At 33.6% G+C, this 15,099-nt stretch carries 13 protein-coding genes; 6 read left to right on the forward strand and 7 right to left on the reverse strand.

Annotated features, from left to right (window positions below):
• Positions 1-28: 28 nt before the first annotated feature.
• The 4 genes from dapB to ACKTTV_RS16695 are packed head-to-tail and all read right to left on the reverse strand — an operon-like array spanning position 29 to position 2,973.
• Positions 29-730 carry a 4-hydroxy-tetrahydrodipicolinate reductase gene (gene dapB / locus ACKTTV_RS16680; RefSeq protein WP_408032005.1) on the reverse strand — a complete coding sequence of 234 codons (702 nt, stop codon included), beginning with the start codon at positions 728-730 and terminating at the stop codon, positions 29-31.
• A gap of 3 nt (positions 731-733) precedes the next feature.
• Positions 734-1,312: a DUF5683 domain-containing protein gene (locus ACKTTV_RS16685; protein WP_408032006.1), complete on the reverse strand. Its 579-nt coding sequence runs from the start codon at positions 1,310-1,312 to the stop codon at positions 734-736.
• Complete coding sequence (locus ACKTTV_RS16690; RefSeq protein ID WP_408032007.1) at positions 1,313-2,200, reverse strand: ParB/RepB/Spo0J family partition protein; 888 nt, start codon at positions 2,198-2,200, stop codon at positions 1,313-1,315.
• A gap of 8 nt (positions 2,201-2,208) precedes the next feature.
• Positions 2,209-2,973, reverse strand: coding sequence for a ParA family protein (locus ACKTTV_RS16695; RefSeq protein WP_408032008.1), 765 nt, complete (start codon positions 2,971-2,973; stop codon positions 2,209-2,211).
• Positions 2,974-3,336: 363 nt separating this feature from the next.
• On the opposite strand from ACKTTV_RS16695, the gene ACKTTV_RS16700 reads away from it, so the two are divergent.
• Positions 3,337-4,308 (forward strand): hypothetical protein, encoded by a 972-nt coding sequence (locus ACKTTV_RS16700; protein WP_408032009.1) that lies wholly within the window; start codon positions 3,337-3,339, stop codon positions 4,306-4,308.
• Positions 4,309-4,382: 74 nt separating this feature from the next.
• Here ACKTTV_RS16700 and dnaN read toward each other — a convergent pair whose 3' ends face one another.
• Both dnaN and ACKTTV_RS16710 read right to left on the reverse strand, forming a co-directional pair.
• The gene (gene dnaN / locus ACKTTV_RS16705) at positions 4,383-5,501 is read right to left on the reverse strand and encodes a DNA polymerase III subunit beta (protein WP_408032010.1); all 1,119 of its coding nucleotides are present in this window, start codon (positions 5,499-5,501) and stop codon (positions 4,383-4,385) included.
• A gap of 72 nt (positions 5,502-5,573) precedes the next feature.
• Positions 5,574-6,524 (reverse strand): lipid A deacylase LpxR family protein, encoded by a 951-nt coding sequence (locus ACKTTV_RS16710; protein WP_408032011.1) that lies wholly within the window; start codon positions 6,522-6,524, stop codon positions 5,574-5,576.
• 65 nt (positions 6,525-6,589) lie between these two features.
• Between ACKTTV_RS16710 and ppk2 (ACKTTV_RS16715) the strand changes: the two genes are divergently transcribed.
• The gene (gene ppk2 / locus ACKTTV_RS16715; protein ID WP_408032012.1) at positions 6,590-7,447 is read left to right on the forward strand and encodes a polyphosphate kinase 2; all 858 of its coding nucleotides are present in this window, start codon (positions 6,590-6,592) and stop codon (positions 7,445-7,447) included.
• A gap of 3 nt (positions 7,448-7,450) precedes the next feature.
• On the forward strand, positions 7,451-8,233 hold the full coding sequence (ppk2, locus tag ACKTTV_RS16720; RefSeq protein ID WP_408032013.1) for a polyphosphate kinase 2: 783 nt from the start codon (positions 7,451-7,453) through the stop codon (positions 8,231-8,233).
• Here ppk2 (ACKTTV_RS16720) and ACKTTV_RS16725 read toward each other — a convergent pair whose 3' ends face one another.
• Positions 8,234-8,875, reverse strand: coding sequence for a low molecular weight phosphatase family protein (locus tag ACKTTV_RS16725; RefSeq protein WP_408032014.1), 642 nt, complete (start codon positions 8,873-8,875; stop codon positions 8,234-8,236). It abuts the gene before it with no gap.
• Positions 8,876-8,956: 81 nt separating this feature from the next.
• Here ACKTTV_RS16725 and ACKTTV_RS16730 point away from each other — a divergent pair, with 81 nt between their 5' ends.
• From ACKTTV_RS16730 to ACKTTV_RS16740, 3 genes are all read left to right on the forward strand, one after another.
• Positions 8,957-9,502 carry a Smr/MutS family protein gene (locus tag ACKTTV_RS16730; RefSeq protein ID WP_408032015.1) on the forward strand — a complete coding sequence of 182 codons (546 nt, stop codon included), beginning with the start codon at positions 8,957-8,959 and terminating at the stop codon, positions 9,500-9,502.
• Positions 9,503-9,514: 12 nt separating this feature from the next.
• The gene (locus ACKTTV_RS16735) at positions 9,515-10,654 is read left to right on the forward strand and encodes a cysteine desulfurase family protein (protein ID WP_408032016.1); all 1,140 of its coding nucleotides are present in this window, start codon (positions 9,515-9,517) and stop codon (positions 10,652-10,654) included.
• Between the two features lie 302 nt (positions 10,655-10,956).
• Positions 10,957-15,099: Ig-like domain-containing protein (locus ACKTTV_RS16740; protein ID WP_408032017.1), on the forward strand; the 4,143-nt coding region annotated here is incomplete at its 3' end.

Consider the following 15,099-nt stretch of genomic DNA (forward strand, 5'->3'; position numbering starts at 1 on the left):
GTTTACTTTTAGTAAAAAAGTTACGGATTTAACCTAAGTTTAACACATCAGCCATGCTAAAAACTCCTGTTTTATCCGCCAGCCATTCTGAAGCAATTACAGCTCCTAGAGCAAAACCTTGTCTGTTATGAGCGGTATGTTTTATATCAATTGAATCTACAATCGAGTCGTACGAGATTGTATGAGTTCCTGGCACATCTGGAGTTCTTACAGCGGTAATAGGGATGTTATTATTTTCGGTATCTCCATCTAAGGTCCATGAACTTTTTAATGAGTTATCAATAATACCTTCTGCTAAAGTTATTGCAGTACCACTTGGTGCGTCCAACTTCTTTGTATGATGAATTTCTTCAATAGTAGTTTTATATTGATCCAAATTCTTCATCATTTTAGCTAATTGCTTGTTAAGCTCAAAAAAGATATTAACCCCTAAGCTAAAATTCGAAGCATATATAAAAGCTCCTTTATTGGTTTTACAAAGATCAACAACTTCATCATACTTATCTAACCAACCCGTTGTTCCAGAAACAACAGGAACATTGTTTTTTAAGCAGTTTGTAATATTATCATAAGCAACAGTTGGAATGCTAAAATCTATTGCTACATCAGCATCTGTTATATTGTACTCTTCTTCTCCTGAGTATCTTATTACAATTTCATGCCCACGTTGTAAAGCGATTTTCTCAATCTCTTTACCCATTCTACCATATCCTAGTAAGGCTATTTTCATTTTTTAGAAAGAATATTTGAAAGTTAAACCAACTCTAGGAGCCTCTTGGAACATTGGATCCGTTGTTAAAGATGGTTTTATAGTTAAATTGTCGTTTGTATCGAATTGAAGTAAATGTGCATTTACACTGGCTTCAACAATTTGAAGTACATATAAAAGAACTCCAGTGAGTAATGATAAATCCCTGTTTTTCCTTAAAACTCTTTGAGCATTTTCTAATCCCGAAGTAGATATTGTTGGATTACCATTAGCATCTGTAAATTCATCTTTTAATCCTTGTGATCTTAATCGGAATGCCGTTCTAAATCGGTCGTAATCATTACTATTGGTAACATAGTAATAAACACTCGCTCCAATGGCCCCCCAAACAATAGGGGCTTTCCAATATTTTTTATTATAAATTTGACCTCCTCCTGGAAAAATAGCAGAGTAGAACGCTGCTTTTGAAGGTGATAAAGGATTATATAAATCTGTAGTTATTTGTGTTTTTTCAACCTTGATATTTAATGAATCCTTTTGAGCATATGTGCCAAAAGGTAATAGTAAGATTAAAAAAACAAATATGTTTTTTTTTGCTAACAATTATTGTAATAATTTTTTTATTCGATTAAAATCTTCTTCCGAGTTGAAGTTAATCGATATTTTTCCTTTTCCTCTATTATTTACTGTAACATCAACCTTGTTACCAAAGTAATCCGTCATTTCTTTGGCTCCATCTGAAATGTATTTTGGTAAAGCTTTTTTCTTAGCAGCTTTTGTAATGGTTCCAGCTTTTAGATTCTTTACCAAATCTTCAGTTTGTCTAACTGATAATTTATCACGAACAATTTTTTCGTAAATGTTTAATTGATCGGTGTTACTGTCTACGTTAATTAAAGCTCTACCATGCCCCATTGATATAAAACCATCTCTCATTCCAGTTTGAATAATTGGGTCCAATTTCAAAAGGCGTAAATAATTAGTAACAGTAGAACGTTTTTTTCCTACGCGAGTACTTAATTCTTCTTGAGTAAGTTGAATTTCATCAATTAATCGTTGGTAGGAAAGAGCAACTTCGATTGGATCAAGGTTTTTACGCTGAATGTTTTCAACTAATGCCATTTCTAGCATTTCCTGATCATTTGCCAATCGAATATAAGCAGGTATTTTAGTATTACCAATTAATTTAGAGGCTCTAAAACGACGCTCTCCTGAAACTAATTGGAATTTATCGCTAGCAAGTTTACGAACAGTAATTGGCTGAATTACGCCAAGTTCTTTTATAGAACTAGCTAATTCTCTTAAAGCTTCTTCATCAAAATAAGTTCTGGGTTGATAAGGATTAACCTCTATAGATTTAATATCAATTTCTACAATAGTTCCTACTAATTTGTCTGCATTCTTATCAGAAGCCGAATTAACTTCAGCAGTTTCTTTTAATAATGCCGATAAACCTCTACCTAGAGCTTGTTTTTTTGTTGCTTTTGCCATTATTGTTTTTACGCTTTTTTGTTTAAAATTTCATTCGCCAAATTTAAGTAATTTACAGCACCTTTACTGGTTGCATCATAAGAAATAATGCTTTCACCATAACTAGGAGCTTCACTTAGACGAATATTTCTATGCACCACTGTTTCAAAAACCATTGAACTAAAATGTTTTCGAACTTCTTCAACCACCTGATTAGATAAACGTAAACGAGGATCGTACATGGTCAATAAAAGACCTTCTATAGCTAGACTTTGATTATGGATTTTTTGCACACTTTTAATGGTGTTTAATAACTTACCAAGACCTTCAAGAGCAAAATATTCACATTGAATAGGTATAATTACTGAATCAGCTGCTACTAATGAGTTTAGTGTTATTAAACCGAGAGAAGGAGCACAATCAATTAAAATATAATCATACGAGTCAACAACACTTTGTAAAGCGTTTTTCAACATGAATTCTCTTTGAGGCTTGTCAACTAATTCAATTTCAATAGCTACCAAATCAATGTGTGCTGGAATTAAATCAACGTTTGGAGATTCCGTAGTAATAACTGCATCTTTAGGATCAATTGTGTGTTCTAAAACTTGATATGTTCCCGCTTCTACGCTTTCAACATCCAAACCAAGTCCAGAAGTTGCATTTGCTTGAGGATCAGCATCAATCAATAAAACTTTCTTCTCTAAAACACCTAAAGCTGCCGCTAAATTTACAGTAGTTGTTGTTTTACCAACACCACCTTTTTGATTTGCTATTGCAATAATTTTACCCATCGTAATTTGTCTAGTTTGAAAGACGTAAATTTACAATTATTTATGGTTTTTAAAAGGGAAATGTATTAACAATAATTAAAGCTTTGTTAATTATTTTGTTTAGATCTTGGCTTTTAATCAAAACCATTTGGAATTTAGCCAAATAAACTCCTGTTTTTTTATGCTTTTTTTCCCCTCTCATTTATAGTTTTTAACATAGCCTTAAAAATTTCAATCAGTTTTAGCTTTGTCCTATCATTTGATAATACTAGTTAAGTATCAAGGATAAAATGCAGTTTGATCAACTGCTACATTTAACCAAATTTATAATTTATCGCGGTAACCGAAAAGCGTACGAGTAGGTAAAACTAAAACCATAATCTTATGAAAAAAATGATTGCATTAATCATGTTAAGTATCATGATTATTTCGTGTAAAGAAGAAGAAATAACGAATCCTGAAAATCAAAATGATCTTTCGGTTCTAAAAAGTAATGAAAGTAATATGTTACGCTTTGGAAGTGTGGATGAGTTAAAAGAATTCATATCTGTTCAACATGAAAATGACGAAGATTTGCTTGATAAAGCAAGAAGGATGTCCGAAGAAGGAAAGTATAATCCGTTATTACTCGTTTATAATTTAGAAGGGAAAGAGGCTGAAAAACTGGGAATAAAAGAAAGAAATGTTCCAACCGTAGCTTCTAATGATGATATGTTATTGTTATTACTAAATGAAAATGGAGAAATTGGAATTGAAGACAAAATTTTTAGAATTGATGGAGATTTTGTGTATAGTTATTCTGAAGGTACATCATCTAATATTTCTGAGTTTTTAAATGCTTATAATACTGGTGAAATTAGAATCGGAAGAGGAGATACCTATGAGTTTAGTAAAGAACTGACTGTATATAGACATAATAACGATTCCGAAAGAGAGGAAAATAGAGAAGGAGTACGTGGAGCTACCTCTTATAAATACTTTAGTAATAATTATCGCATGAAGGCTCGACAATATAATGGGTACTGGTTGTTTTATAGTTCTATTGGGGCAAAAACTAAGGTAGAGGAGCGTAAAAAGTTTTTATGGTGGTCTTGGTGGAAAACAGTGAAAACGGACAACAGATTAGAATATCAGCTAACCTATAATGTTACTTCTACATTCGGATTTCCTCCGTTAACATTAACTGCGTCAGGGCACAAATATTGCCATTGTAATTCGGCAAATAAAGTTTATGATTGGTCGGTTGGTTTTCCTGCTGCACCAAATGTTTACAAGCCATTAGAAGGTTATTCAAAGCATTGGGCACATTGGTATAGTACAAATCCAAATACGGTTTCTACTACGATGTACTATTAGAATAAAAATGTAACAAAAGAAAAAAGGTAGCCATTGAGCTACCTTTTGTTTTTTTGTATATAGTATTATATATGTTATCCATTTAACATAACTGGCATTACCAACATTGTAATAAGTTCTCCATCTTCAGTACCATCAATAGGTGTTAAAATACCGGCTCTGTTTGGTAAACTCATTTCAATTAAAACGTCATTTGATCCTAAGTTATTTAACATTTCACTTAAAAAACGAGAGTTAAAACCAATTTGCATGTCGTCACCTTGGTAATCACACATTAAACGTTCATCCGCCTTATTAGCATAATCTAAATCTTCTGCAGAAATATTCAACTCTGTACCCGCCATTTTTAAACGAATTTGGTGAGTAGTTTTACTTGAGAAGATTGAAACACGACGAACTGAGTTTAAGAAAGTAGCTCTGTCAACAGTTAACTTATTCGGGTTTTCCTTTGGAATTACCGCTTCATAATTAGGGTATTTACCATCAATTAAACGACAAATTAAAACAACGTTGTCAAATGTGAACTTTGCATTAGTATCGTTATACTCAATTGTTACGTTTTCTTCAGACCCTCCTAAAATTCCTTTTAATAGGTTTAAAGGTTTTTTAGGCATGATAAACTCAGCTGATTTATCAGCAGTAACGTCTGTTCGTGTATACTTTACAAGTTTGTGAGCATCCGTAGCAACAAAGGTCAATTCTTTCGAGTTGAATTGAAAAAACACTCCACTCATTACTGGTCTCAAGTCGTCATTTCCTGTAGCAAAAATTGTTTTATTGATTGCTGTTGCTAAAATATGAGAAGGTATCTCTGTACTACTTGGAGAAGGAAGCTCAACCGCTTTTGGAAATTCATCTCCATTAAAGTAAGCCATGTCGTATTTTCCTTGCTCAGAAATAATCTCTATAGTACTTTCTCCTTCTGTTTTGAAAGTCAAAGGTTGATCAGGAAATGTTTTTAAAGTATCTAATAGAAGCTTTGCGTTAATGGCAATAGCACCTGTATCTGTACTTTCAACTTCCACCAATGAAGTCATGGTTGTTTCAAGGTCAGAAGATGATAATTTCAGTTGATTTTCAGATAACTCAAATAAGAAGTTGTCTAAAATAGGTAATGTATTGTTACTATTTATAACCCCTCCTAAAACTTGTAATTGTTTTAATAATTGAGAGCTAGATACGATAAATTTCATTGACTGTCTTTCTAATGATTCGAACTACAAATATATTTTAATTTGATGATTTTTAAAATTTATTTTTTTGATCTATTCAAATTGGTAGTTAATCTGAATTGTACCAAAGAAATTTCCTCTTGGAACTTGAAGGCTTTTTAGCTTTTTAGAGTGGTAGTTTATGGTATATCCAAGGTTCAATCTATCCACTGTAAATCGAATGCCTAATTCAGTTGTAAATACAAAAGGCATAGCGGAATAGGTTATTGGACTAGTAGTGTTTAAAAAGCTTCCTTGTATGGTTGCATCATACAAAACATAACCGATCTGAGGCTTTAAATAAATGAAAGCTTCCTTTTTATTAAATAAGTCAGAATCTTTTTTGTTTAGGTTACTATTAAAGGCAATGGTATTGATGATTTTTTGCAAAGGTTTTAAGCCAAGTCTTGAGTAAAATCCGGTTGAGATATTCGTTAATACAGTACCAAAATTAGCAGTACTTGTCCATGTTACATCAAAATATTTGGAAGTGTCACCGATGATAGTTTTTCCATATGATGACTTAAAATTTAGAGCAAATGCATTTCTGATTTGATATTTCCACCCGATGGCTCTTCTAAAACCATAAATATCGTGTATGAAATTTTGAAGTTCTTCAGCCATAGAACCTGGTCCGATAACACCAATTTCTACGGAGTTTTTTAAAAATGAATTGTTTTTAAAAAAGTGGTTAATTCCGAAACTTCCATACAAGTATCCAGCAAAAGGACGATCGTGTTGCTGGGGTGACTGAACTACAGCTTTAAAAGGAGTATAAATTTTATGACCTATTTCAAAGTCAATTATTTTCTTCGCAATTTTTTGATTGGAATGTTTGCTAATAAAACGATAATTGAAAAACATTCCATTGGTGTAGTATCTGTCTTGACTAAGAGAAATATAAAGATCATTATCGTTGATAAAACTAAATTCTTTACTATACTGCTTTTGCGAAAAGCACAAAATTGGGAATATTAGAAATAAAAATGCTTTAAAATTTTTCATAGAACAAATATCATTTTATTTTAGCGTATCATGTGTTAAATTTTTAAAATAATTAATATCTCCATATGAAGGAAGGACCAAAGTTGACTATTAGTGATTTTCAGAGTATTGAATCGAACGAGGAATTGATTGAATTAGTCAAGAAGAAAGGGATTTCTATAGAAAAGGTTGAGGCCAAAATTAAATATGAGAATGAACTGAAATTACTTCAAGTAGAATTGGTGAAATTACAGCAATGGATAGCTAAGAATAACAAAAGAGTTGCGGTGATTTTCGAAGGTAGAGATGCTGCTGGAAAAGGAGGTAGTATAAGAAGGTTTACTGAACATTTGAATCCCAGAACGATGCGTTTAGTAGCTCTAAACAAACCTACTGAAGTGGAGAAAGGACAATGGTATTTTCAAAGATATATAAAAGAACTTCCTAATCCAGGTGAAATCGTTTTTTTTGATAGGAGTTGGTATAATAGAGCTGTAGTTGAGCCTGTAATGGGGTTTTGTACAGAAGGTCAGTATAAGAATTTTTTAGTTCAGGTACCAGAATTTGAGCATATGTTATATGAAGATGGTGTGGTTATAATTAAATTTTGGTTGTCAATTTCAAAGACTGAGCAATTAAGAAGGTTTAACGCTAGAAATAACAATCCTTTGAAACGTTGGAAATTTAGTCCAGTTGATAAAAAAGGTCAAGAGTTATGGGATAAATATACTTTTTACAAGGATGAAATGTTTAGTAAAACGCATACTACTTATAGCCCATGGATTGTAGTTAAAACAAATGATAAGAAGAAAGCTCGTGTTGAATGCATGCGACATGTATTATCGCAATTTAATTACGAAGGAAAAGAAGAGTCAAAAACAATTTTAAATCCGGATCCCAACGTGGTAATGCGTTATTACCGTTCGGTTAACCACTTAGATTAGACTATGGAAAACTTAACTCAAAAAGATGTTAATAAGCTTAATTCGACAAGAGGTTTAAAAGCAATATTATCTAAAGAACCTTATAATTTAGAAAGAGCGATCCGCTATGTAAATTATGAAAGAAAACTGAAAAAACTTCAGGTTGAATTAATCCGTTTACAAACATGGGCAATTCAAAATAATGAAAGAATTATAGTGCTTTTCGAAGGTAGAGATGCTGCTGGAAAAGGGGGCGCAATCAGAAGAATAACCGAGCGTATAAATCCTCGACATATGAGGATTATAGCTTTACCAAAACCAAATGAGGATGAAAAAACTCAATGGTATTTTCAAAGATATGTAGAGCAGTTTCCTAAAGCAGGAGAAATGATTTTCTTTGATAGAAGTTGGTATAATAGAGCTGTGGTTGAACCTGTAAATGGTTTTTGTACTCAAGAAGAATACGAAGTTTTTATGAATCAAGTTAATGATTTCGAAAGAATGATTCTTGAATCAGGAATTCGTTTGGTTAAAATATATATGTCTATTAATAAGAAGGAGCAGGCAAAACGATTTAGCGAAATCAAAAATGATCCTTTGAAACAATGGAAAATGACTCCTGTTGATGAACGAGCTCAAGAACTTTGGGATGAATACACAAAGTATAAACGTACTATGTTTTCAAAAACCAATACAAAAATTTCACCTTGGAAGGTCATTCGTGCTAATAGAAAAACTATTGCTAGAATAAATGTGATAAATCACATTTTAAAAAGTATTCCTTATGATAAGAATACGGAAGTTTAACTAGTCATCCAAAGCTTGTTTTTTTATCTCTTCAAAAATAAAGTAGATTTCTCCAGCGATTTTTTTGCTTGTTGAGATGTAGGTTTCTTTGGTATTGTCAGTTTTGTCTGAAGCTTTAGGGTCAGTATATGGTAAATGAAAACGATGTATTGCATCTGGAATAAAAGGACAGTTTTCATCAGCACTGTCACAGGTTGTTATAGCAATATAAGGAAATTGGTTAATTGGGTTTTCAAGGGTTTTTGAAAAAGCACTTAAGGGTTCTTTACAACCTTTAAAGGATACTAAATATTTCGGGTTTTGATGAGAGAAATCATCTACGTTAAACTCAAACCCTGCATGTTGCAAAGCTCTAACTGTATTTCTGTGGAAAGCTGTAGCTTCCGTACCACTGGAAAAAGTGAAAAAATTAGGAAGCTCAAAATAATTAACTGCAAAAAATGCCCATACTTGAGCAAATTGACTTCTTCTTGAATTGTGCGTACAAATAAAGTTTATATTTAATTTCTTTCTATCAAAATATTCATCCGAAATCGTATCGGCTATTTCCAATAGTAAATCTTTTCTTTCTTCTGTAAGATGTAAACTATTTTTCGCGTTTTCGAAAAAAACTTTTGTGTTAATGTTTTTTGAGCTAATCATTTATTTAACGTTCTTTTGCATATAGAATTATCTGCAAATGTAAAGGCTAGCTTTCTTTGGTAAATTAAATAATAGTTAATTATGTGTTTTGAAATTGGAAATAAAGTTGCTGTAATTGATGATGTTATAGAAGGAGTTGTGGTTGATATTATAAAAAATGTAGTGCTCCTTAAAGACAAGGAAGGAATGGAGTATCGTTTTTTTAAGGAAGAACTGGTAAAGATAAATGTAGAACAGAAAGAGCTTAGCAAATATATTGATATTAATAATAGAATGCTTAAAGAGAAAGCAGTAGAAAAAAAGAAGAAAACGCAAATATTTGTTAAGTCTAAGAATGAGGTAGTAATGGAGGTTGATTTGCATATTGAAAAATTATTGAAATCAACAAGAGGGCTGGATAAATATGATATACTAAGTTACCAGATTAATGTGGCACGTCAAAAAATTGAATATTGTATTCAAAAAAGAATCTCAAAAATTGTATTTATTCATGGAGTAGGAGAAGGCGTCTTAAAGTCAGAGTTAAACTTTCTACTAAATAATTATCCTGTTAAATATTACGATGCTTCCTATCAGAAATATGGATTAGGAGCAACTGAAGTTTATATATTTCAAAACCCTAATTAGTATCTTTGTTCTATGAATAGAATTTATTTGGACAACGCGGCTACAACACCAATTTTACCGGAAGTAATTGAAGTGATTAATAAGTCAATGTTTGAAAATTTTGGAAATCCTTCTTCAACGCATCAATTTGGTAGATCGGCCAAAGCTTCAATAGAAAGAGCTAGAAAGAATATAGCTAGTTATTTTAAGGTAAGCAGTAGTGAAATTGTTTTTACCTCAGGAGGAACAGAGGCTGATAATTTAATATTGCAAAATGCTGTGGTAAATTTAGGTGTTAATACTGTAATTACTTCAAAAATTGAACACCATGCGGTTCTTCATACCGTAGAGTTTTTAAGAGATACATACGGCATCGAAATTATTTATTTGAATATAGATGAAAAAGGAAATGTGAGTATAGATGAATTACTTAATACTCTTTCAGTAGTTGAAGGTAAAACTTTAGTGAGTTTAATGTGGGTAAATAATGAAATAGGGAATTTATTACCTATTAGAAAGGTAGCTGATATATGCAAAGAGCACGATGCTTTGTTTCATTCAGACACTGTTCAGGCAATTGGTCATTTTGAACTTAACCTAGAAGAGGTACAATTAGATTTTATGACCGCAAGTGCCCATAAGTTTCATGGACCTAAAGGCGTTGGCTTTGCTTTTATTAGGAAAGGGTGTGTCGTTAAGCCAATGTTACATGGTGGAGATCAAGAAAGAGGTAGTCGTTCAAGTACAGAGAATGTACATTCTATTCAAGGAATGGAAAAAGCTTTAGAACTTACCTATACGAATATGGAGGAAGATAGAAAGCAAATCGAAAGTTTAAAGTCTTATTTTATAAAAAGATTAAAAGAGGAATTTACAGAAGTGCAGTTTAATGGAGAATCAGAAAGCTTAAACAGAAGTAGTTATACTGTTTTAAATGTAAGGCTACCCTGGGTAAATAAGATGATGTTGTTTTCATTAGATTTAAAAGGTATAGCAGCTTCAGGAGGAAGCGCATGTCAAAGTGGTAGTAATAAAGGGTCTCATGTTTTAGAGGAATTTTTGATTGATAGTGAAAAAGAGAAGGCTTCCGTACGTTTTTCGTTTAGTAAATTAAATACAATTGCGGAAATTGAAACTACCATAAATGTGTTAAAAGAATTTTATGTCTCATAAATTTGTAAGAAACCAAAAAGCGTTTAAGAGCTTGGTTTTATTGAGTTTTTGAATCTTTATGAAGCTGTTTTAATAGCTTTTGATTATTAAATTTTGCTTTAGGATAAACAAAAAAATAAAAACAGATTTTTTTATCTCATAATTTTATATATATATTTGCAGCTCTCTTTAGTATATCCCCCCAACGTAAATTAGTCGTATAACGACCGAAACGTGTATGGGATATACTGCATTAATATATTTCCATACTATTTTATAACCAAAACTAAGTATAAGTCCTAATTAGGGCTCAAGGGGAAATTATGATTAATTCAATGAATTTGGAAAGGGATTCCTTTTCCGAAAAGAGAAGTTCATGTATTTACTTTAACCAGAAAAAAACTGCGAACTACTACAAAAAGAAGAGTAAGATTTTAGTCTTATTCATTTTACTTCTTTTAGTGAAATTGCAAACATTTGCTCAAACACCTTCTATAGCATCAAGTTCAGGTACTGCGTTATGCTCTGTTTGTGCTCCTAACTCAAACTGGAGAACTGTGACAGGAAGTCCAGATGTTTCGGATAGAAATACCGCGGCAACGACGGATACAGGTTTAGGTGGAACTAGTTGGGATCAAGCTCCGCTACCTCTACCTCCAACAGGACATGAATATTGGATTTCATTGCGTGATCTGGGGAGTTTAGCAAACGAAGAAATAATAGCAACTGATATCACAGGGCTTATAGCAGGAGAAACTTATGAAGTAGAACTGTATACAATGACTACCAGAGGAGAATATTCTGAGGAGTATAACGATTCGTTCTCATATAAAGTTGGATCGCTTGCAAAGCAAACAGTATCCTCTATTACTAGAGATGAATGGGGTTTAACTAAAATAAGGTTCGTAGCAAACGATGCTACAATGGCGTTTGAGTTATATCCAGGTAATAACTCAGGTAATTCTTCAGATACTTTTGAGTCAGTACTAATTTCAATAGCAACTAATGCGATTAAATTAATACCGGATTCAGATGGAGATAATGTTTTAGATGAAGTTGATTTAGATGACGATAATGATGGTATTTTAGATATTGATGAGCTAGGTAGTTGTGCTTCTAATGATACAACCTTGAATTGGGAAACTGAATATACTTCTGGAGGTACAGGAGATGCTGATTTAGGTGATGATCCTATTTTAACAAAGCCAAGTTTTTCAGTTAACGGAGTAGGTATAGAATTATCAAGAAGTGGTGGAGGTTTGAGTTTACAACAGTATAAAGTAAATGATTATTTAGAAACTTCTTCTACATATACATTAAGACAAAGAGCTGAGAATGCTGGGATATCTATTCATTCATTTGAATTTAGTAAGCCAATTTATAATTTAGGTTTTACGATTTATGATATAGATAAAGGAGCTGATAATACTAGTTTTGAGGATGAAATTGAGTTAATAATTACAAAAGCAGATGGAACACTCCATAACTTAACGGCGTCTGAATACACATTAAATGGTCAAACATTTTCCTCGAATTCTTTTATAGGAACTGCAGGAAGTAATAATGCATCCGTAGTCATAAACGGAATACAGGCATGGATTGTTAAGATTGAAATGAGGTATAAGAACTTAACAACAAACCCTGATTCTGATCAAAATCAAGTAATTGCGTTAAGTAACTTTACGTTTTGTGCAACTCAGCAAGATTCAGATAACGATACTATACCTGATTATCTGGACACAGATTCTGATAATGATGGATGTCCTGATGCAATTGAAGCAGATGAAAATGTGGTTACATTTCAATTAGCAGGTCAAAGAATTAGTGGAGTTGTTGATGCCAATGGAGTTCCTGTTTTGGTGAATTCTGGTGGAGCGGCTGATATTGGCAATGATCAAGGTCAGGGAGTTACTAATGCAGTAGTAACTCGAGCTGAGATAACAATTGATTCAGATTTAGTTGTAAACACAGCTTTTTGTGGCGGAGGAACTGCTAATTTTGAATTTACAGCAACAGGGCTGGATGAAGCAAGTTCTATTATAGATTGGACTTACCAATTACAAAAACAGGATGGAGTTAATTGGAATAATGTTCAAAGTTCAGGAACCTTAACAAACATTGTTTCAGAAGCTAAAACAATATCGATATCTAATGCTCAAGATTCTGATTCTGGAGTATACAGGGTTATATTTACCCACCCCAACAATTCATGTGAAAATATAACACAAGAGGTAAATTTATTAGTTAATCCAGGGGCTATAGCAGAGGCTGGTGCAAATGTTGAATTAACTTGTAATAATCGTACACCTAGTTTAGATGGTACAGGATCATCAACAGTTGATGTTACATATTTATGGACAACTACGGATGGAACAATTGATAGTGGTTCAACCACATTAAATCCAGTTATAAGTTCTACAGGAACATATACTCTAACAGTTACTAATACTTCATCAGGATGTGTTTCTACAGATACGGTGATGTGTACAGGACCAAGTTTTGCTCTTGACACGGATGGAGATAATATTCCAAACGAATGCGATTTAGACGATGATAATGATGGGATTTTAGATGTTGATGAATTGGGTTGTTTTGTGCCAGAATCATCTGCGCCTACTTCAGGTGTTATAGAAATGACTGCGTCAACAACAAATATAGGCAACGGTGAAAAATACATTTTATCGAGTAGTCTAGACATGGGAACAAACTCCTTGACTATTGATAGTGGAGGAGAGTTATATTTATTACCAAATGTAGAGTTAACAACAACAAACTTAAACGCGAATGGTAAATTATCTTTGTCAGATGGTTCAGGTGTAATCGTACGAGGGTCTATGACAATAGGTCAGCACCCAGCATTTGGTTCTGCGACTTCTGAGCTATTTATGGGAGTTGGATCTTATTTTGTTGCAACGGGGTCTTTAATAGTTAACCAAGAAGGAACTCATGGAGCTAACTTGTCGGTTATTGATATATATATGGATTCAGCAGCAATTATCGAAGTATGTGGAACATTATCCGTAGGAACTCAGGATGCATTTCATAAGACAGGAAACAATATATATGGTGATGCTTATTTGATAACTCGAGCGCAAGCTTCATCTACAATGGTTAGTTCACCCACTCAAACTCTATCTAATACAGCTTCGGGAGGGATTCGTTGGATTGCTTTAAATACTACGGGATCTGGATCGAGTAAGTTGAACCCAGGAACGGCTTTATTCTGTGGAGATAACGCAATACCTTCGTCTTGTTCTCTGTGGCCGAACAATTTAACAATAGGAGGGTGTGAAGAATCGAAAGCCATTATCGGAGATATAGTAGACTTCTGTGCTGGAACGGGATGGCCATATTTTAGTAGTGATGTAGATAACGATGGGATACCTAATTATTTGGATACTGACTCTGATAATGACGGATGTCCTGATGCAATAGAAGGAGCGGAAAACGTAGGAGCAAATGATTTAACAGGTGATGATAGAATTGATAGTACAGTTGATGCTGATGGTGTTCCTGTATTAGTTAATTCAGATGGTAGTCAAGGACAAGCCAATACTGTCAATGTAGTTACAGCAAATCCAACTCCAATTTCAGGAGTCATAAGTGGAGGACCAAATGTTTGTACAGGAGAGACAATTTTACTTACTTCAGATGGAGACTCTGGTGGTGTTTGGACAAGTTCAGATCCAGCAATAGCAACAGTGGATTCTTCTGGAATTGTGACAGGAGTTAGTCAAGGTTCTGTAAATATAACATACACGGTTACATCTGTAGGTGGGTGTGAATACTCTTCAAGTGCAAATATTACAATAAGCACAACACCAGCAGCACCAACAGCAGGAGCAGTAACGCACCCAACCTGTGCTGTAGCAACGGGAAGTTTCCAAATCACCGGCTACGACGCAGCTAACACGTATAGCTTTACACCAGGAGTTGTTAGTATTTCAAATACAGGAGAAGTAGTAGCCAATGCAGGAACGTATAGCTTTACAGTAACCAATGCGACAGGATGTGTATCATTAGCAAGTGCTGATATTACAGTTAATACGCAACCATTAACCCCAGCAGCACCAACAGCAGGAGCAGTAACGCACCCAACTTGTGCTGTGGCAACAGGAAGTTTCCAAATCACAGGATACGATGCAGCTAACACTTATACCTTTACACCAGGAGTTGTTAGTATTTCAAATACAGGAGAAGTAGTAGCCAATGCAGGAACGTATAGCTTTACAGTAACCAATGCGGCAGGATGTGTATCATTAGCAAGTGCTGATATTACAGTGAATACGCAACCATTAACTCCAGCAGCGCCAACAGTAGGAGTGGTAACACATCCAACCTGTGCTGTGGCAACAGGAAGTTTCCAAATCACAGGATACGATGCAGCTAACACGTATACCTTTACACCAGGAGTTGTTAGTATTTCAAATACAGGAGAAGTAGTAGCCAATGCAGGAACGTATAGC

The organism is Tenacibaculum xiamenense, from assembly GCF_964513065.1.
GTDB classification, from domain to species: domain Bacteria; phylum Bacteroidota; class Bacteroidia; order Flavobacteriales; family Flavobacteriaceae; genus Polaribacter; species Polaribacter xiamenense.